General features: G+C 70.1%; 20 protein-coding genes, 1 pseudogene and 1 riboswitch. Of the genes and pseudogenes, 12 read left to right on the top strand and 9 right to left on the bottom strand.

Annotated elements, in window-relative coordinates; genetic code table 11:
• Positions 1-12 precede the first annotated feature (12 nt).
• From KY5_RS21865 to KY5_RS21875, 3 genes are all read left to right on the top strand, one after another.
• Positions 13-753, top strand: coding sequence for a DUF4239 domain-containing protein (locus tag KY5_RS21865; RefSeq protein ID WP_098243850.1), 741 nt, complete (start codon positions 13-15; stop codon positions 751-753).
• Between the two features lie 166 nt (positions 754-919).
• The gene (locus KY5_RS41870) at positions 920-1,126 is read left to right on the top strand and encodes a cold shock domain-containing protein (protein WP_159072579.1); all 207 of its coding nucleotides are present in this window, start codon (positions 920-922) and stop codon (positions 1,124-1,126) included.
• A 194-nt stretch (positions 1,127-1,320) separates the two neighbouring features.
• Positions 1,321-3,225, top strand: a complete 1,905-nt coding sequence (locus KY5_RS21875; protein ID WP_159072580.1) for a CASTOR/POLLUX-related putative ion channel — start codon at positions 1,321-1,323, stop codon at positions 3,223-3,225.
• Between the two features lie 40 nt (positions 3,226-3,265).
• Here KY5_RS21875 and KY5_RS21880 read toward each other — a convergent pair whose 3' ends face one another.
• From KY5_RS21880 to KY5_RS21905, 6 genes and pseudogenes are all read right to left on the bottom strand, one after another.
• Positions 3,266-5,212 (bottom strand): flavin monoamine oxidase family protein, encoded by a 1,947-nt coding sequence (locus tag KY5_RS21880; protein ID WP_098243853.1) that lies wholly within the window; start codon positions 5,210-5,212, stop codon positions 3,266-3,268.
• Positions 5,213-5,429: 217 nt separating this feature from the next.
• Entirely contained in the window at positions 5,430-5,741 is a 312-nt protein-coding gene (locus tag KY5_RS21885) for an SCO5918 family protein (protein ID WP_098243854.1), read from the bottom strand.
• Between the two features lie 65 nt (positions 5,742-5,806).
• Positions 5,807-6,088 (bottom strand): annotated as a pseudogene (locus KY5_RS21890) (CBS domain-containing protein); the annotation flags it as partial.
• Positions 6,089-6,137: 49 nt separating this feature from the next.
• A complete protein-coding gene (locus KY5_RS21895) occupies positions 6,138-7,568 on the bottom strand; it encodes a DEAD/DEAH box helicase (RefSeq protein WP_098243855.1) in 1,431 nt (476 codons plus the stop codon).
• Positions 7,569-7,809: 241 nt separating this feature from the next.
• Positions 7,810-8,013, bottom strand: a complete 204-nt coding sequence (locus KY5_RS21900; protein ID WP_098243856.1) for a cold-shock protein — start codon at positions 8,011-8,013, stop codon at positions 7,810-7,812.
• A gap of 350 nt (positions 8,014-8,363) precedes the next feature.
• Positions 8,364-8,708 carry a MerR family transcriptional regulator gene (locus tag KY5_RS21905; protein ID WP_098243857.1) on the bottom strand — a complete coding sequence of 115 codons (345 nt, stop codon included), beginning with the start codon at positions 8,706-8,708 and terminating at the stop codon, positions 8,364-8,366.
• 989 nt (positions 8,709-9,697) lie between these two features.
• On the opposite strand from KY5_RS21905, the gene crcB (KY5_RS21910) reads away from it, so the two are divergent.
• From crcB (KY5_RS21910) to KY5_RS21935, 6 genes are all read left to right on the top strand, one after another.
• The gene (gene crcB, locus KY5_RS21910; RefSeq protein WP_234363201.1) at positions 9,698-10,105 is read left to right on the top strand and encodes a fluoride efflux transporter CrcB; all 408 of its coding nucleotides are present in this window, start codon (positions 9,698-9,700) and stop codon (positions 10,103-10,105) included.
• Positions 10,102-10,446: a DUF190 domain-containing protein gene (locus tag KY5_RS21915; protein ID WP_098247394.1), complete on the top strand. Its 345-nt coding sequence runs from the start codon at positions 10,102-10,104 to the stop codon at positions 10,444-10,446. Before crcB (KY5_RS21910) ends, KY5_RS21915 begins: the two co-directional genes overlap by 4 nt.
• Positions 10,447-10,821: a fluoride efflux transporter CrcB gene (crcB, locus tag KY5_RS21920; protein ID WP_098243858.1), complete on the top strand. Its 375-nt coding sequence runs from the start codon at positions 10,447-10,449 to the stop codon at positions 10,819-10,821.
• Positions 10,812-12,029 carry an MFS transporter gene (locus tag KY5_RS21925; protein ID WP_234362804.1) on the top strand — a complete coding sequence of 406 codons (1,218 nt, stop codon included), beginning with the start codon at positions 10,812-10,814 and terminating at the stop codon, positions 12,027-12,029. Before crcB (KY5_RS21920) ends, KY5_RS21925 begins: the two co-directional genes overlap by 10 nt.
• Positions 12,030-12,119: 90 nt before the next feature.
• Positions 12,120-12,803: a phosphatase PAP2 family protein gene (locus KY5_RS21930; protein ID WP_098243859.1), complete on the top strand. Its 684-nt coding sequence runs from the start codon at positions 12,120-12,122 to the stop codon at positions 12,801-12,803.
• A 2-nt stretch (positions 12,804-12,805) separates the two neighbouring features.
• The gene (locus tag KY5_RS21935; RefSeq protein ID WP_098243860.1) at positions 12,806-13,222 is read left to right on the top strand and encodes a YkvA family protein; all 417 of its coding nucleotides are present in this window, start codon (positions 12,806-12,808) and stop codon (positions 13,220-13,222) included.
• 18 nt (positions 13,223-13,240) lie between these two features.
• Here the strand turns inward: KY5_RS21935 and eno are convergent, their stop codons facing one another.
• Together eno and KY5_RS21945 are read right to left on the bottom strand one after the other, a co-directional pair.
• Positions 13,241-14,509 (bottom strand): phosphopyruvate hydratase, encoded by a 1,269-nt coding sequence (gene eno / locus KY5_RS21940; protein WP_098243861.1) that lies wholly within the window; start codon positions 14,507-14,509, stop codon positions 13,241-13,243.
• 2 nt (positions 14,510-14,511) lie between these two features.
• Entirely contained in the window at positions 14,512-15,006 is a 495-nt protein-coding gene (locus KY5_RS21945; RefSeq protein ID WP_098243862.1) for an inorganic diphosphatase, read from the bottom strand.
• Positions 15,007-15,122: 116 nt separating this feature from the next.
• Between KY5_RS21945 and KY5_RS21950 the strand changes: the two genes are divergently transcribed.
• Positions 15,123-15,485 (top strand): DUF190 domain-containing protein, encoded by a 363-nt coding sequence (locus KY5_RS21950; protein ID WP_098243863.1) that lies wholly within the window; start codon positions 15,123-15,125, stop codon positions 15,483-15,485.
• Positions 15,486-15,593: 108 nt separating this feature from the next.
• Here the strand turns inward: KY5_RS21950 and KY5_RS21955 are convergent, their stop codons facing one another.
• Positions 15,594-16,016 (bottom strand): universal stress protein, encoded by a 423-nt coding sequence (locus tag KY5_RS21955; protein WP_098243864.1) that lies wholly within the window; start codon positions 16,014-16,016, stop codon positions 15,594-15,596.
• A gap of 109 nt (positions 16,017-16,125) precedes the next feature.
• Positions 16,126-16,208, top strand: a riboswitch (Fluoride riboswitch).
• Between the two features lie 35 nt (positions 16,209-16,243).
• Between KY5_RS21955 and KY5_RS21960 the strand changes: the two genes are divergently transcribed.
• Positions 16,244-17,443 (top strand): cation:proton antiporter, encoded by a 1,200-nt coding sequence (locus KY5_RS21960; RefSeq protein ID WP_098243865.1) that lies wholly within the window; start codon positions 16,244-16,246, stop codon positions 17,441-17,443.
• Positions 17,440-17,700, top strand: a complete 261-nt coding sequence (locus KY5_RS21965) for a DUF2180 family protein (RefSeq protein ID WP_098243866.1) — start codon at positions 17,440-17,442, stop codon at positions 17,698-17,700. The genes KY5_RS21960 and KY5_RS21965 overlap by 4 nt, the downstream gene beginning before the upstream one ends.
• The last annotated feature ends 184 nt before the right edge of the window (positions 17,701-17,884 follow it).

The raw sequence follows: 17,884 nt of genomic DNA on the forward strand, positions 1-17,884 counted from the left end.
ACGGGAGCCCCGATGATCGAAAGCATTGCCATCGTCCTCGGCGTCGCGCTGCTCGCCGCCGCGGCCGTCCTGATCAAGCACCGCTTCCGTCCGATGGGGCCGGACGACGAGCCCCGTGAAGACGTCGCCGAGTACATCTCGATGATGGTCGGCGTTCTGTACGCCCTCGTCCTGGGCCTGGCCCTGGTCACGGTGTGGGACACGCATTCCGGGGCGGAGGACCATGTGGCGGCGGAGGCCAGCGCGGCGCACCAGATCCACCTCCTGGCCGCCGGGCTGCCCGCCGCGCAGGGTGATCGGATGCGCCAGGAGGTCGAGTCGTACGTCCGTCACGTCACCGACGTCGAATGGCCGGCCTTGGCCGAAGAGGCGTCACCGGACCCGAAGGGCTGGCAACTCCTGGAACAGGTGCGCGCGTCGGCGCAGCTGCCCGACCACGCCACGCCCGCCCAGCAGGTCACCGGACAGGAGACGCTGGCACAACTCAGCACCTTGGACGAGGCGAGACGCGGCCGCGAGACCGACGCGGGACAGCGGCTTTCGCCGGTGATCTGGTTCGGCCTGCTCGTCGGCGGCGTCCTCACCATCGCCTTCATGTTCCTGTTCGGTGTCCGACGCAGCTTCACCCACGTGGTGATGGCGATGGGGCTGTCCGGCCTCATCGCCTTCACGGCCCTGCTCATCTATCAGTTGGACAGCCCCTTCGGCGGCCTCTTCGCCGTCGACCCGTCCCCGTTCATCCGGCACTTCTGACGATGCGGACGTACTGACGCGCGGGCAGAGTAGGGACTGCCCGATGCGCGGCCCACCTGGCTCCCGGAGGTCCGCGCCGTCCGGGCCGCGCGCCTTCTACCCAGGCCAGGCGTCTGCGGACCGCGGCGGGGCAGTGCGTGTGCCCGCGAGGGAAGGAGACTCTTCGATGACGGAGCAACGGCGCGAGGGAATCGTCGATTGGTGGGACCGTGAGCGCGGATACGGCTTCATCGTCCCCTTCGGTGACACCGACCAGATCTACGTCGAGGCCAGCGCGTTGGAAGGCACCCACGTGCTCTCCTGCGAACAGCACGTCTCCTTCCTCCTCCAATTCACCGAAGGGCGCTTCCAGGCTCGGAGCGTCCGGCCCTGACAGGAGAAGGCTCCGTCCGTCGGCACGCTCGGCGCGGCGACTGCCCCACCACGGCACGTCACCCGACCGGAGTACGCCATGGCGGCCGCTCGTGAGGCATGGGCACGACCCCCGCGCGGCGCGGGATGGATCACCATGGCGCGCGGCGCCCCGGTTCCGGCCCGCGACGTGCCCCGTATCCCAGGAGGTGGCCCATGCTGCGACGCTTTCGCTACCGGTTCGACAACGCGATGGCGCGCGGCACACCCGCGATGATCGGTGTCATCGCGGCCGCCATGCTGGCCCTCGCCCTCCTCAACGCCCTCACGCTCCTCGTGCTCGCGCCCGACCTCGTACGGAAGGAGGGAAGCGCGTCCGTCCTGTGGCGCAGCGCCCTACGCGTCCTCAACCCTCCCGGCATGCTGCAGCGTGACTACGTCCTTTCGGTCGGCGTCGCGTACCGGGTCGTCTCGACGGTCATCACCATCATCGGAATCCTGCTGCTCAGCACCCTGATCGGGGTCCTCGGAGCGGGAATCCAGCGCAAGCTGGCCAAGCTGCGCAAGGGCCGGTCCGTAGTGGTCGAGAGCGATCACACCGTCATCCTCGGCTGGTCCGAGCAGATTCACATGATCATCTCGGAGCTCGTCGAGGCCAACCGGAACCAGAAGTACGCCTGCGTGACCGTACTCGCGCCCAAGGACAAGGCGCAGATGGACGACGCGATACGCGAACGGGTGGGCGCCACCGCATCGACGCGCGTGGTCTGCCGCACCGGCGACCCGACGCGCATCTCCGACATCAACCTGGTCAACCCCAAGGAGGCGCGCTCCATCCTCGTCCTGCCCCCGGAACACGATGACGCGGACATCTCCGTCATCAAGTCCCTGCTCGCGGTGACCAGCGGAGTCCTCTCCGAGGCGAGCCACGAAGGGCGGACGGTGCCGCACGTGGTGACCAGCATCGCGGACGACCACAACCTTCCGGCGGCTCTGATCGCCGGCGGTGCGCACACCCACGTCGTCAGCGCCCAGTGCTTCATCGCCCGCCTGCTCGTCCAGACGAGCCTCCAGTCCGGGCTGTCCATCGTCTACACCGGACTCCTCGAATTCGACGGTGACGAGATCTACATGTCCGCCCAACCCCAGCTGGCCGGGCAGACGTTCGGCGAGGCCGTGTACACCTTCCGCACCTCCACCGTGATCGGGATCCGCCGTCTCGACGGGCAGATCCTGCTCAACCCTCCGGCCGGCACCGCGATCCTGCGCACGGACCAGATCGTCGCCATCTCGCAGGACGACGACACCGTCGTCCCCACCGACGAGGCGCCCACCATCACGTTCGAGGCGATCGTCACCGACGAGGCATCGGATCCACAGCCCGAGCGCGTCCTGCTTCTCGGCTGGAACGCCAGGACACCCGAAGCCGTCAAGCAGTTGGCGCAGCTGGCGCCCGAGGGTTCCCGACTCGACATCGTCGCCGACGTTCCCGACCTGGACGACCGCGTGGAGCGGCTCCGCAGGGGACTTCCGCAGATAGAACTGGGCGTTCTCGCGGCCGACCCTGCCAACCGCGTGGTCCTCGAGGAAGTGGACCTGTCGGCCTACCAGCACGTGATGGTGGTCGGCGACGCCGGGGCGGTGGACAAGTCCGCGACGGACTCGCGCACGCTCATGACCCTGCTGCACCTGCGCGACCTGGCCGTTCAGCACGGCCACGGCTTCTCGGTGGTGACCGAGATGGCCGACGACCGGAACCGCACACTGGCGCAGGCCGCACACGCCGACGACTTCATCCTGAGCGACAACCTGCTCAGTCTGCGGATGGCGCAGACCTCGGAGAACCCCGAGCTGAACCGGCTCTTCCAGGAACTCTTCGACCCCGAGGGATGCCAGATCAGGCTGCGCCCTGCCCAGGAGTACGTACAGCCGCACGCCACCGTCAGCTTCTACACGGTGGTCGAAGCCGCCCTTCGCCGTGACCAGATCGCCATCGGCTACCGACTCGCGCGCCACGCCCAACGCAGGCCGGACTACGGCATCGTCGTCAACCCGGACAAGGCGGCACTGCTGTCCCTGACGGGCGGCGACAAGGTGATCGTCCTCGACGGACGGCGCTGAGGCGAAGGCGCGTGCTCCTCACCGGACGACCGGCCGGGGCTCAGGCGCGATGGACCTCCAGGGCGGTGCGCACCGCGGACTCGAGCGCGCCCTCGATCCAGGCGGGCTTGAGCGAGGTGTGGTCCCCGGCGAAGTGCAAGGGCCCCTCCGGGGAGGTCAGGTGCGGCACGAGCGCGGTGTGCTGGCCGGGCAGGAGCACGGAGGCTTCGCCGTACGCGTAGGGGTCCCGGACCCAGCTCTGCGTGCGTCCCGCACCGGTGTAGAACACCTCGATCCGCTGGCCGTACACGTCCTGCAAGCCCCGCAGAGCATGCGGATACCGGGCGTCGTCATCCAGGCAGTCCCAGCGCAGGGCGTCGTCGGACCAGCTGTAAGAGGCGAGGATCACGCCGCCCTCGCTCCCCGGGACCGGGTGGGAGGGATGGAACATGAAGCGGTTGGAGTTGTCGGAGAGGGAGCCGCCGCCCACGGTCGCCGTCGCCTCCGGCTGGTCGCGCAGGGCGGAGCGCCGTGCGGCGTACTGCACGCGTTGCGCGTCCTTGAGCCATCCCTCGGGTACGGAGGGGTGGGCGCCCAGCAGCGACCCGTCGGTGGGCGCCTTGCCGTCGCGGTAGGCCGCGTACAGGCCGGGCCGGACCGTCTCCAGTTCGCGCTTCCACTCCGCTTCGGTCCACTCCCACCAGCGCCGGGAGAACTCCAGGAGGACCTTGGTCGCCGCGTCGTAGTGCATCTCGATGACGGCCCGCCGCTTGCCGTAGGAGAGCGGGGGAGAGACGGGGAGCTGACGCATCCCCGAGAAGGGCACCGTGATGATCGCGATGTCGGCGGTGAACTGCTCGTGCCGCACCGGTCCGCCGTCGGACTCGGTGACGGTGTCCACCCACACGCCCTTGCCGCTCGGTGCCTCCGTGCCGTGCGCGACGCGGGTGGCACGGCAGTTGAAGCGCACCAGGTGCCGCACCCGCGCCAGCAGGGCGTCGGCCAGGCGGGCGGTTCCGCCCTCGATCTCGAAGAAGCGCGTCTGAGGGTGGATGAGTGAGGCGTCGACGAAGCTGTGCAGGAAGGAGAGCGGCAGTCGGGAGGTGAGGTTCTCCAGCGTGCCCACCAGCTCGATCGTGCGGTGGTCCAGACGCGCGTGCTCGGACAGGAACCGGTACATGGACCACTCGCCGAACTGTTCCACCACCCGCGTCCAGCCCGCCAGGAGCTCCGGCAGGGGTTTGTCGACGCGCCGGCCGTCCGCCCCCACGACGGAGAACTCGTCGCGCACCGGGTCCAGGACCGAGTCGACGATGCGGGCCGCGGGCACGTCCCACAGGTCCTCCGGGACGCCGAAGGACCGGTTGACCGGCTGGGGATTCCTGGCGTAGTCGGCGCGCCGTACCCGGATGCCGTTCACGTACAGCCAGGTCCGGCCCGTGCCCCGGGAATCGCGACCCACATCCGTCAGGAGGAAGCGGCGCCGCTTCAGGCCGAGTTGATCGATGAGGCCGGTCACCAGGGGGTGGACGTCCGGGATGCGCATCGCACCGGCCTCCGCGTACTGCTTCGGGTCCGCGAAGGGCTGCTCGGCCTTCTCGTGCCCCCCGGTCCGGAACGTCTTGATGCGGCCACCGGCCCGGTTTCCGTTGGCCTCGATCACGGTGACCTCGTGCCCGGCCTCGTTGAGCAGGTGCGCCGCGGTGAGTCCGGCCGCCCCCGCCCCGACGACCAACACCTTCTTGGGCCCCCCTCCGGCCCGCGGCAGCCCACCGCCCAGCAAGATCTTCTTGTAGGCGGGGACGAGTGACTGATCGTTTCTGTCCAGGACCAGGAGGGCTCGTGCCACGTCCGCGGACGCGTCCTTGGACGCCGGAGACGCGGGAGGAACACTGCCGTTTCTGTCCGCGGCGTGTCCGGTGAGCGAGGCCGCGGTCGGCACGCCGACCGCGGCCAGACCGGCGACGGTCCTCGTGAAGGCGCGACGGGTGGGGCGATGGATGGGCATCCATCCGGTCTAGGGCCTGAACCGAACTCCCTCGCGGCGGCACACAGGAGCCGGGCTCTCAGCTCACCCGACCGGCGGTCAGCGGTGATGGCTCCACAGGACGCGTGAGAAGCCGACCGAGATCTCCTCCCGGTTTCCTCCCGGTTTCCTCCCGCTTTCTCCCGCTTTCTCCAGCCAGGGGTGTGGTCTCGAACGACTCCCCGCACCTGCCTGCGCGTCAGACGGCGGCAGCGGCGCCGAGCATCGCGGAAGCCTGCTGGACGGGGCTGAGGACATGCGGGGGCGCCGCGACGGGGAGAGCGCCGCGGCAGGTGAAGCCGAGTCGGGTCATGGCCCGGAGGACTTCACTGGCGCTGAAGTCGCGGCGGTCCTGACGCGTGATGACCTGCCCGACCTGCTTGATCGGATAGGTGCGGCGGCCGATGATCACGGAATCGCCGGTGACCTCTTCGGGCTTGACGCCCTTCATGGACTCCAGGACGCCGCTCTTGGTGAGGTCGAACGGGAAGCGGGCGATGACACAGCGCATGAAGCCTCACAGGGAGAAGGGGAGATGGTTCCGTCGCGACGAGGCGCCGGTCACCGCTGTGGTGAAGGGCCGTAGCCGTCGAGGATGTCGCGCAGTTGGAATCGGTCCGTGTACGTGGGGCTGTCCCGGATGGCGGTGAGCTGGGCCTCCGTGACGACGCCGGTGCACAGACCGTCGTTGTCGCAGACGAGAAGGTGCCCGGTGCGGGCGCTGGCCATGACGGCCAGGGCCACCTCGACGGTCATGTCGTCGCAGACCTGCGGACCTGCCGTGTCCACGGCGGCAGTCACCGGTCGGGGGAGAGGGGCGGAGCCCGCGGGGCGGGGTTGCGTGCGAACCGGCGTCAAGACATGCCTCCTGCAGATGTGGGCGGGCTTCACGGTCACGCGGGCGGCCCTAGGCGGCCGCGTCGAAGGAGGAATGCCGCGCGGCAGCGCGCCGGGCCGCCGAGGAGGGGCTGCGGCGACCGCGGGAGGCCGCGCTGCGGCTGCGCTGACGTCGCTCGGCCACCGGCGCGGTGATCGTCACGCGGATACCGGAGGGTGCCTGGGCGCCGGTGATCCGGCGGAGCGCCTCTTCGCCGGAGCGGACCGAAGTGACCTGGGGAGCGATGCCGGCGGTGGCCATGAGGCGGGTCATGCCGCGGCGCTGGTTGGGGGTGACCAGCGTGACGACGCTGCCGGACTCGCCGGCCCGCGCGGTGCGGCCGCCGCGGTGGAGGTAGTCCTTGTGGTCGGTGGGCGGGTCGACGTTGACGACGAGGTCGAGGTTGTCGACGTGGATGCCGCGCGCCGCGACGTTCGTCGCGACGAGCACGGTGACGTGCCCGGTCCTGAACTGGTCCAGGGTCCGGGTGCGTTGGGGCTGCGACTTTCCGCCGTGCAGCGCGGCGGCCCGCACGCCGCTGTTCAGCAGGTCCCGCGTCAGCCGGTCGACGGCGTGCTTGGTGTCCAGGAACATGATCACCCGGCCGTCGCGTGCGGCGATCTCGGTCGTCGTCCGGTGCTTGTCGGCCCCGTGGACGTGCAGGACGTGGTGCTCCATCGTGCTGACCGCGCCCGCCGACGGGTCGACGGAGTGGACGACCGGGTCGGTGAGGTAACGACGGACCAGGAGGTCGACGTTGCGGTCGAGGGTGGCGGAGAACAGCATCCGCTGGCCCTCGGGGCGTACCTGGTCCAGGAGCGCGGTGACCTGGGGCATGAAGCCCATGTCGGCCATCTGGTCGGCCTCGTCGAGGACGGTGATCGCGACCTGGTTCAGTCGGCAGTCGCCCCGGTCGATGAGGTCCTTGAGGCGGCCAGGCGTCGCGACGACGACTTCGGCGCCGGCGCGCAGTGCGTGGGACTGCCTGCGGATCGGCATGCCGCCGACGACGGTGGCCAGGCGCAGCCTCACCGACCGGGCGTACGGGGTGAGAGCTTCGGTCACCTGCTGGGCCAACTCCCGCGTCGGTACGAGGACAAGAGCCAGCGGCTGGCAGGGTTCGGCACGCTGCCCTGCGGTGCGCGCCAGCAGGGCCAGGCCGAAGGCGAGGGTCTTGCCGGAGCCCGTGCGCCCACGACCGAGTACGTCGCGGCCCGCGATGGTGTTGGGCAGGGTCGCCCCCTGGATGGGGAACGGGACGCGCATGCCCTGCGCGGTGAGCGAGGCGAGCAGCTGCTGGGGGAGGTCGAGGTCGGCGAACGCCTCGACGGCGGGGAGCGCGGGAGTGATCGTCTTGGGCAGGGCGAACTCGCCCGAGGCCGCCGAGGGCCTCCGACGGCTCGGGCCACCGGTAGTACGGCTACGGCGGGGGGAGTGGCTGTTCGTACGTGCGGGGTTCATGCGGAACCTTCCTTGATGCGGCACGCATCAAGGAACTCTCGCAGCAGAGGAGGAACAGTGCGGAGAGTCGCAAGAACGGGCCGAACGAAATACGAGAATCGAAATTCCGGAACAGTGATTTGCGGGCGATCCGCAGGCGATCCGCAGGCGATCCGCAGGTGAGGAATTCGCCGGAGAATGTCCGTAGCTGGGGCCCGCACTCCGAGGGATGCGGGCCCCAGCTACGAAGTGCGTGTCAGCGTTAGACGGGAACGATGTTCTCGGCCGTCAGGCCCTTCTGGGCCTGCGCGATGTCGAAGGTGACCTTCTGGCCTTCGGTCAGCTCGCGGAGGCCCTGGGCGGCGATGTTCGAGAAGTGGGCGTACACGTCAGCGCCGCCGCCGTCCTGCTCGATGAAGCCGAAACCCCTGGCCGCGTTGAACCACTTCACAGTGCCGGACGCCATGTCGTATCTCCTTGCCCCGCCTGAAAGAAGACCGGAAGTGCAGAAAGCCCTCTGCGGCTGAAAATGCCGACACGAGCGTCGAAGTTTTGGAACCATAACTGCAACTAAGAGTGACAGTAGCATGCGGTAGTGGCCTGTGCGTGGTCAATTATTTCGACCTGTTCGCCGCGGTAAACACACTGTCCGCGCGGCGCGTCAAACTCTTATGCCGCGTTCATAGATATTGGGGCACCGCAAAATGTGGTGTCCGAGATCGCCCTGCGGTGTCGCTCGCACCAGCCCGTGTGCCGCCCCTGACGCGGGGCGGCGGCCGCGCGGCGATCCCGCTGCGCGGCCCTGACATGGGTGCCTCAGTCCGAGCCCGCGGTCGCCGGTTTCTCCGCCTCGGCGGCGCTGCGGTATTCGGCGTTGATGCGCTGAGCCTCTTCGAGCTGGTCCTCAAGGATCACGATGCGGCAGGCGGCCTCGATGGGGGTGCCCTGGTCGACGAGTTCCCGGGCGCGGGCGGCGATCCGCAACTGGTAGCGCGAGTAGCGGCGGTGCCCGCCGTCGGAGCGCAGCGGGGTGATGAGGCGGGCCTCTCCGACGGCGCGGAGGAATCCCTGCGTGGTGCCGAGCATCTCGGCGGCCCGGCCCATGGTGTAGGCGGGGTAGTCGTCGTCATCAAGACGGCTGAACGAGTCGTCTGCTGTCATTTGCACCTCTCTGTGGAACGCGTGGAGGGGCCCGGGTGCCAATTGGCACCCGGGCCCCGAAGGAACTTGCTACACCATCTGCCGGCCTTGATGTTGCACCGGCCTTCTGTTTCCGCTGGCCCGACCTGGAAGTCGTCGGGATCGCGGGGATCGCGGTTGCTTGACCGGAGACCACCTCACTATCGATGTCCTGCGGTACCCGGGCTCAAGATTCCGCCCGGGCGATCCTGATGGCGCCTGGCTCCTCCGTTTCTTCCCTCTGGATCCGATCACTTACCTACTGCTGGTACTGCTGGTACTGCCGTGCTTCCCTACGTACTGCTCCGTGGCCTGTCGCAGCGCCACTCTCCGGCAGCCAGCTGGGTGCTGCTGCCGCATTACTGCTCATGGCGGCCCCTGATCACTGCGGGCCACCCGGTCCGGTCGTCAGTGCCGTCACCGTCCAACGAAAGCCTGGCTTCGACACTCCACCACCGCACCGTCCTGCGAACGACAACTGCGGTTACTGCTGCCCGCCAGTTCATCTCTGCCGGGCTCTGCGATCTCTCTGGCTACAAGAGAAACCATACCCACGCAGCACCTCAATGTCTACCCTGACCGACATAGATTTCCGTGAGTCGTACGGGGTGATAGTCGTACTCGATCGCAAGCCAAGATGGCGGCCTGGTCACCCGCGGGGCTGCCCGGCGGATCACCCTCGTCGGGCAACCGCCGACCAGTTCGGGCGCGAAGACAGGGCGAGTGGGCGCTACGCTGGACTCCTGCGGTGATCTCTCGTGGTCGCCGCGCGGCGGTGGGGCCCGCCGTACCCGAACCGCGGTGCTGTTGCCGCCAACGGTCCCTACTTGTGACGGCACGCGCCCTCTTGGCTTGGGCGCCGCGCGAGTAGGAGACGTGTGTCCATGGGAGCCCCCCGGAGCCAGGTGACCCAGTCGGCCGACGAGGCCGCCGATATCGACCCCGATCTTCAGCTGCCCGCGCAGCGGCAGATGCCGCTGCGCGGGCAGTGGTCTGTTGTCGGGGTGGTCGCGCTGGGCGGGGCGATCGGCGCGTCGGCCCGGTATGGGGTGGCACAGATATGGCCGACCGCGGCGGGTGGGTTTCCGTGGGCCACGCTGTGGACCAATGCCATGGGCTGCGCGGTGATCGGCGTGTTCATGGTGGTCATCACGGATGTGTGGGCGGCGCACCAGCTGGTGCGGCCCTTCTTCGGTACGGGGGTCCTTGGCGGGTTCACCACGTTCTCGACGTACGCCGTGGACGTCGAGAAGCTGGTGGACGGCCGGGCGGCGGGGCGGGGCCTTGCGTATCTGGGGGCGACTTTGCTGGCGGCAATGGCCGCCGTGTGGCTGGCGGTGTGGATGACGCGCCGCGTCCTGGAGTGGAGAGCGCGATGACGAGGCTGACGGGTACGGCGCTACGGGTGACGATCTTCATCGGGGAGTGCGACCAGTGGCACCACAGGCCGGTGTTCACGGAGATCGTGCACCGAGCCCATGAAGCGGGGCTTGCGGGCGCGAGTGTGTTCCGGGGGGTCGAGGGCTTCGGCGCTTCCTCCCTCATCCACACTGCCCGCCTGCTGTCGCTCAGTGACGATCTGCCGGTGGCGGTCGTGATCGTGGACGCCGAGGAGCGGATCCGGGCGTTCCTGCCGCAGCTGGACGAGCTGGTGGAAGAGGGCCTGGTGATCCTGGACGACTGCGAGGTCATCCGCTACGTGGGCCGGGAGAAGAGCTAAGTGAACTGGCTCCTTGTGATCCTCGGCGGTGCCATCGGCGCGCCGCTGCGCTATCTGACCGACCGCGCGGTGCAGCAACGGCATGACACGGTCTTCCCGTGGGGGACTTTCACGGTGAACGTGGTGGGCTGCCTGGTCCTTGGCCTGGTGACCGGCGCGGCGGTCGCCGGGGCCGCGTCCTCTCATCTGCAGCTGCTGCTGGGGACCGGGCTGTGCGGGGCGCTGACCACGTATTCCACGTTCTCGTACGAGACGCTGCGGCTGACCGAGGACGGCGCGAAGTTCTACGCGGCCGTGAACGTGGTCGCGAGCGTGGTGGCCGGGCTCGGCGCGGTGTTCGTCGGGATCGCCGTGGCGGAGGCCCTGTGGGCGTAGAGGCGGAGCAGGCCGGGGCGCGTCGGCCTGCGCAGGCGTCCTCGCCCGGCATGGGGGCGTGGCGGTTCGTCGTCTGCTTCGGCACGGTCAGCCTGCTCGCGGACTTCGTGTACGAGGGCGCGCGGGCGGTCACCGGACCGCTGCTGGCGTCACTGGGCGCCTCGGCGCTGATTGTCGGTGCGGTCACCGGAGCGGGGGAGGCCGCCGCTCTGGGGCTGCGGTTGATCTCGGGCCCGCTGGCGGACCGCACCCGCCGCTTCTGGGGGCTGACGATCGCCGGGTACGCCCTGACCGTGATCACCGTGCCGGTGCTCGGGCTGGTTGGAGTGTTGTGGGCGGCCTGCGCCCTGGTGATCGCCGAGCGGGTCGGCAAGGCGGTCCGCAGTCCCGCCAAGGACACCCTCCTCTCGCACGCCACCGCCGCGACGGGCCGCGGGCGCGGCTTCGCGGTGCACGAGGCGATGGACCAAGTCGGCGCGCTGATCGGCCCGTTGGTGGTGGCCGGGGTGCTCGCACTGACTGGCGACTACGCCCCCGCGCTCGGAGTGCTGGCCGTGCCCGGCCTCGCGGTGCTGGGGCTGCTGGTGTGGCTGCGGGCCCGGGTGCCCGATCCGGGCGCCTACGAACGCGAGGTGGCCCCCGCTGTGGGTCGGCCGTCGGACGGGCGGCTGCCGGGCGCGTTCTGGACGTACGCCGCGTTCACCGCCGCCACCACAGCCGGGTTCGCCACCTTCGGCGTCCTCTCCTTCCACCTGGTCGAGCGCGGGCTGCTCGCGGCGGCGTGGGTGCCGGTGCTGTACGCGGCCGCCATGGCCGTCGACGCCCTCGCGGCGCTGGCCACCGGCTGGGCGTACGACCGCGTCGGCGCGCGGGTGCTTGTGGTGCTGCCGCTGCTGGCGGCTGCCGTCCCCGCGCTGGCCTTCACGTCCACGCGCACCCTCGCGGTGCTCGGCTCCCTGGTGTGGGGCGCGGCGATGGGCATTCAGGAATCCACGCTGCGGGCCACCGTCGCCGACCTGGTGCCGACGGGGCGGCGCGCCACCGCGTACGGGGTCTTCGCCGGGGTCGTGGGCGCCGCGAGCCTGGCCGGAGGTGCGCTCACCGGCGCCCTCTACGCGTACTCGATCCCGGTACTGATCGCGGTGGTCGCCGCGATACAGGCCGCCGCGCTGGCTCTGCTAGCCGTGGCCGGGACCCGTCGCCGCTGACCCGGCTCCCCCCGTCCTTCACCTGTCCTGCTGTTTCCTCGTGCCGCTTTCGGCCGCCTTCCTGTCGCCACAGAACGGGAGTTCTCCCTCATGTCCATCTCCGCTCTGCCGCCCACCGGGCGGCCCCGTCCCGTGCAGGTCGTCGTCCCCGCCGCACTGCTCCTGCTCTCCCTCTCGCTGTTCGCGGCGGACGCCGACCTGATCGCCGATCACCATGCGTGGCTGGTGGACCGGCCCCTGCTCGCCGAGGCGGTCGAGCACCGCGACGGGATGCTGAACGCGGTGATGACGGCCGTCACGCACGCCGCCGAAGTCCCGCTGCTCGTCATGTCGGTGCTGGTGGCGGTGGTGCTGGGGCGCCGGGCGCGCTCGTGGCGGCCCCTGGTGCTGATCGGGGCGGCCGGGGCGGGATCGGTCGTGGCGGCCACGGTGGTGAAGAACCTGACCGACCGGATCCGGCCCCCGGCCTCGTACTGGGTGGTCCAGGAGACCGACTTCTCCTTCCCTTCCCGTCACACCACGATGGCCGCCGCCTTGCTGCCGCTCCTGGCCTACCTGGTCGCGAGGCAGCTGCGCTCCCGCACCGCCGTGGCGAGTGTGTGGGGCGCGGCATCGGCGCTGGTCGCCCTGGTGGGGGCCTCCCGGGTGTATCTCGGGGTGCACTGGGCCACCGACGTCGTCGGCGGCATGGCCCTGGGCGCTTCGGTGACCTTGCTGCTGATCACCGTCGATCTCGCGCGAGACCTGCGTGCGGAGCGGCGCGAGGAAGCCTGACCATGGGCTGGGAGATCCTGATCGCGATCGGTGCGTGCCTGCTCGCCGTCTGGCTGGTTCTGCTGGTCGGGCTGCTGCTGGTCCGTCCGAAGGGCGCCCTGCTGGGTGAGGCGGTGCGCCTGCTCCCCGACCTGCTGCGGCTACTGAGTCGGCTGGCCGTCGACAAGAGCCTGCCACGCGGAGTACGGGTGCGGTTGGCGTTGCTGATGGCCTACCTGGCGCTCCCCCTCGATCTCGTGCCGGACTTTCTGCCGGTCATCGGCTACGCCGACGACGCGATCATCGTCGCGTTCGTGCTGCGCGGGGTCGTCCGCCGGGCCGGCCTCGAAGCCGTACGCGCCCATTGGCCCGGCACGGACGACGGATTCGCCGTGCTGGCCCGGCTGACCGGTCTGTACCGCGCCGCCGAGGAGCCCTGACGCGCCACGGGCGCGCGGTCAGCGCACGATCCCGTAGGGCAGTGCGGGCTCGGCGTCGGAGATCTCGATCAGTCGGTTGTACTTGGCGACGCGCTCCCCGCGGGCCGGGGCACCGGACTTGAGCTGGCCGCAGCCGGTGCCGACGGCGAGGTCGGCGATGAACGTGTCCTCGGTCTCGCCGGAGCGGTGCGAGACCATCTGCGTGTAGCCGGCCACGCGGCAGATCCGCATCGCCTCCAGGGTCTCGGTGACCGTGCCGATCTGATTGACCTTGATCAGCGCGGAGTTGGCGACCTTGCGGTCGATGGCCTCGGTGATGATCGCTGGGTTGGTGACGAAGATGTCGTCGCCGACCAGCTGGATCCGGTCGCCGAGGCGGGCGGTCAGGCGCGTCCAGCCGGTCCAGTCGTCCTCGCCGAGCCCGTCCTCGATGGACCAGACGGGGAAGCGGTCGCACATCTCCTCGTAGCGGTCGATGAGTTGGTCGCTGGTGAGTTCGTCGCCCGCGATGCGGTAGCGGCCCTCGGGGGTGCGGAACTCGCTGGCCGCCGGGTCCAGGGCGAGCGCGATGCCGTCGCGGCCAGGGGTGTACCCGGCGTCCGTGATCGCCTCGACGAGGAGCCGCAGGACCTCCTCAGGGCGGTCGATGGCCGGGGCGAAGCCGCCTTCGTCGCCCAGCCCGATGGCGTAACCGCCCCTCGCCAGGCGGGCTTTGAGGCGGGCATAGACCTCGGCCCCGGCTCGTACGGCTTCGGGCAGGCTCGGCGCGCCGAGCGGGGCGATCATGAATTCCTGGAAGTCCAGCTGGTTGGCGGCGTGGGCACCGCCGTTGACGACGTTGAAGTGCGGCACCGGCAACCGTGGTGCCACCTCGGCGACCTCGGCGAGGCACTGCCACATCTCGCGCCCGGCTGCCGTCGCCTGGGCGCGGGCGGCGGCCAGCGAAACCCCGATGACCGCGTTCGCACCGAGGCGCGACTTGGCGTCGGTGCCGTCGAGCGCGATCAACTCCGCGTCGACCTCGGCGAACGTGGAGAAGGACCGGCCGGTCAACGCCTCCGCCATTTCGCCGTTGACGTGGGCGACGGCCCGCGCGACGCCTTGGCCGCCGAAGTGCTCCGGGTCGTCGTCGCGCAGTTCGACGGCCTCCCGGGTGCCGGTGGAGGCCCCGGAGGGCACCCCTGCCCGCACCCGCAACCCGTCTGCGGTGGTCAGGGTGACGGACAAGGTGGGGCGGGCCCGCGAGTCGAGGATCTCCACGGCGTGCAGCCGCTCGATGCGCACCATGGTCATGCTCCCTTCCCGGCGGCGCCGACGCGGGCACGGGCGGCGTTGATCTCGTCCTCCGCCTGCTCGCGCCCCTCCCAGTGCGAGCCCTCCACCGACTTGCCGGGCTCCAGATCCTTGTAGACCTCGAAGAAGTGGGTGATCTCCAGCCGGTCGAAGTCGGGTACGTCGCCGATGTCCCGCAGAGCGGCGTGGCGCGGGTCGTGGGCGGGGACGCAAAGGATCTTCTCGTCCGGGCCCTTCTCGTCGCTCATCACGAACATGCCGATCGCCCGGCAGGAGATGGCACAGCCGGGAAACGTGGGTTCCCCCACCAGGACGAGGGCGTCCAGGGGGTCGCCGTCACGACCGAGCGTGCCCCTGATGCAGCCGTAGTCGGCCGGGTACTTGGTCGAGGTGAACAGCATCCGGTCCAGCCGGATCCGGCCGCTCGCATGGTCCATCTCGTACTTGTTGCGGGACCCCTGCGGGATCTCCACGATCACGTCGAACTCCATGGTTTCCACGACAGCCTCCTCAATGCGTCACGAGCGTGCCGAGCCTCTGGGCGGCGCCTGCGCCCGGCAGTACGGTGTGCCCGTTCCGCACGGCGCGCACTCAAGGGGGGTGGGCCATGCCGCGACCTCGGCCCGGACGGGCGGCCCGGCTCACCATCCACCTGACCGGCGGCTCGCTCTGGCATCACCGGCCCGCCTACGCCGAACTCGTGCACCGCGCCCGCCAGGAGCACGTGAGCGGGGCAAGTGTCTTCCACGCCGTGGCGGGCTTCGGCACCGACGGGCACCTCCACCAGGACCGGCCGGTGCGGATCGCGGGCAAGAGCCCGTGCAGCGTGGTCTTCGTGGACCAAGAGGATCGGCTGCGCTGCTTCCTGCTGCGGATCGGGGACATCCTCGACGCGGTCGGCGCGCTCGCCGTCCTCGACCACGTCACGGTCCACCACACGGCCGCCGAACGCGGGCGACGCAGGGGATAGAGCCCTCATCTCGGGCACGGGGACCTCCTGGACGTCGCGGCATGGACGCATCTCGATCAGGGATTGTCAGCGGATACCTCCGCGGTTGCGGTGAGGCTCCGGGCGGCCTCACCGCACGATCAACACCGAGCACGGGGCGTGTCGACTGATCTTCTCCGCCGTCGCGCCGAGGAAACGCCCCCACACCGAGGAGTGTCCGCTGTGTCCGACCACGATCAGATCCGCCTCGTGCTCCTCGGCGGCGCGCACCAGCTCCTGGGCCGGATGCCCGGCCCGCACCTCGCCCGCGACGGTGATGCCGTGCTCGGCGGCGTATGCCTCGGCCGCAGCCAGCCAGCGGTGACAGTCCCGCTCCTCCACCTCCAGCTCCTCGGTCACCTCACCCACCGTGGCGCCGTAGTGCGGCAGGTGCGCCTCCACTGCCACCACGATCACCTCGGCGTCCTCCGGGTGTGCCAGCTCCACGGCCCGCTCCAGCGCGCGACGCGCACCCGGCGAGTCGTCGAAGGCCACCACCATCCGAGGGAACACGCACCCAGTGTGCGCGCGCCGACCTCGGCCCGGAACCCGTAACGCGCCAGAGCTGCCCAACACCACACGCCCAGACCGCACTTGACCCTATCCACACCCCGCAGTTCACTCGAAGTCAGGCGATGGATCCCGCCCGAGCCCGTTCCCTCCGGCTCGAACCGCCCTCCTGGGGCCGATGGTTCCTGACCACACCAGTCAGGAGCCCCTGCCCTCGGAGGTCGTCCCGTATGGAGTCCGTCTACTACGTTGCCGCCGTCCTCGCCGTCGTCACCCTCGCCGCGAGCATGCTCTCGGTCCGGCTCGGCCTGTCGGTGGCCATCATCGAGATCTGTCTCGGCGTCGCGGTCGGCAACACCCTCCACCTCACCGCGCCCCAATGGCTGGTCTTCCTCGCCGGGTTCGGCAGCGTCGTCCTCACCTTCCTCGCCGGAGCGGAAGTCGACCCGGACGAGTTCCGCGCCACCTGGCGGGCCAGCGTCCTGATCGGCATCGCCTCCTTCGCCGCCCCGTTCGCCGGGGTAATCGCGCTGTGCCGCTACGGCTTCGACTGGGCCTGGAAGGCCGCCGAGATCGGTGGCACCGCCTTGTCCACCACTTCGCTCGCCGTCGTCTACGCGGTCCTGGTGGAGACCGGCCTGAACGCCACCCGCCTCGGCAAGCTCATCATGAGCGCCACCTTCGTCACCGACCTCGCCACCGTCCTCGCACTCAGCATCCTTTTCGTACGCCCCAGTTGGTGGCTGCTGCCCTTCATCGCCGCCTCACTGACGCTGATCGTCGCGATGCCACGGCTGGAGCACTGGTTCTTCACCCAGTACGGCGACAGGGTCATCGAACCCGAGATCAAGGGCGCGTTCGCCGCGCTCCTGCTGCTGATGTGGCTCGGCGAGAAGGCCCACAGCCACGCCGTACTGCCCGCCTTCCTCCTCGGCCTCGCCCTCTCCCGCGCCTTCGCCCGCCACCGTCCCACCCAACAGCGCTTCCGCGTCGTCGCGTTCGCCCTGCTCACCCCGTTCTTCTTCCTGCGCTCGGGCATGAACGTCTCGCTGCCCCTGGTGATCGCCAACCTCGGTCTCCTCGGCGCCCTGCTCGCGGCGAAGCTCGCCCTCAAGTCCGTGGCCGTGCACCCCCTGGCGCGGCGGTACGCCGCCCCGCACGCCCCGTTCACCACCCTGCTCATGAGCACCGGACTGACCTTCGGCACCATCTCGGCGACGTACGGCTACACCGCCGGGATCGTCACCAAGGCCCAGTTCTCCGTCCTGGTCACCGTGGTGGTCCTGACCGCGGTCCTGCCCACCGCCATCGCCCAGCGCTTCTTCCACCCGCACCACGCACCGTCCGAGGAGCGGCCGGCCGCCGCATCCCCCGCCGCCGTACCCGACAGCGCCGAGCCGGCGCCCGAGCAGAACAGGCCCCCGCGATGAACTGCTACGACTGCCACACCCAGGAGCGACCGGGCATCCCCGCCGTGGCCATCTGCCACCGCTGCGGCGCCGGACTCTGCCCAGACCACGCCCATGCCACGCCGACCACCCTGCACCGCGTCCACGGCACCGGTCTGGCGACAGGGCCAAGGCCGGCCCGCCGCATCACCTGCCACACCTGCCGCGCTGCCGAGGCCCAGAGCGACACCGGCCGCGTGGCAGTACTGCCCGAGACCGTCGGGCATCCGGGTACGTGAACCGCACGGCGCTCCCGCTGATCCACCCCGGCGCCCGCCATCGCCGTGACCTCGGATTCGCGGACGCGTAGGGCCCGGGGCGATCCATGGCATGCCTCATGACTCAACGGCAGCTGTCCGCCCGGGAGGAGCCGACCAAGATCTTCTCCCAGATTTCTCCCAAACGATCACCCGAGACGCAGAA

This window comes from Streptomyces formicae (assembly GCF_002556545.1).
Taxonomy (GTDB): Bacteria; Actinomycetota; Actinomycetes; order Streptomycetales; family Streptomycetaceae; genus Streptomyces; species Streptomyces formicae_A.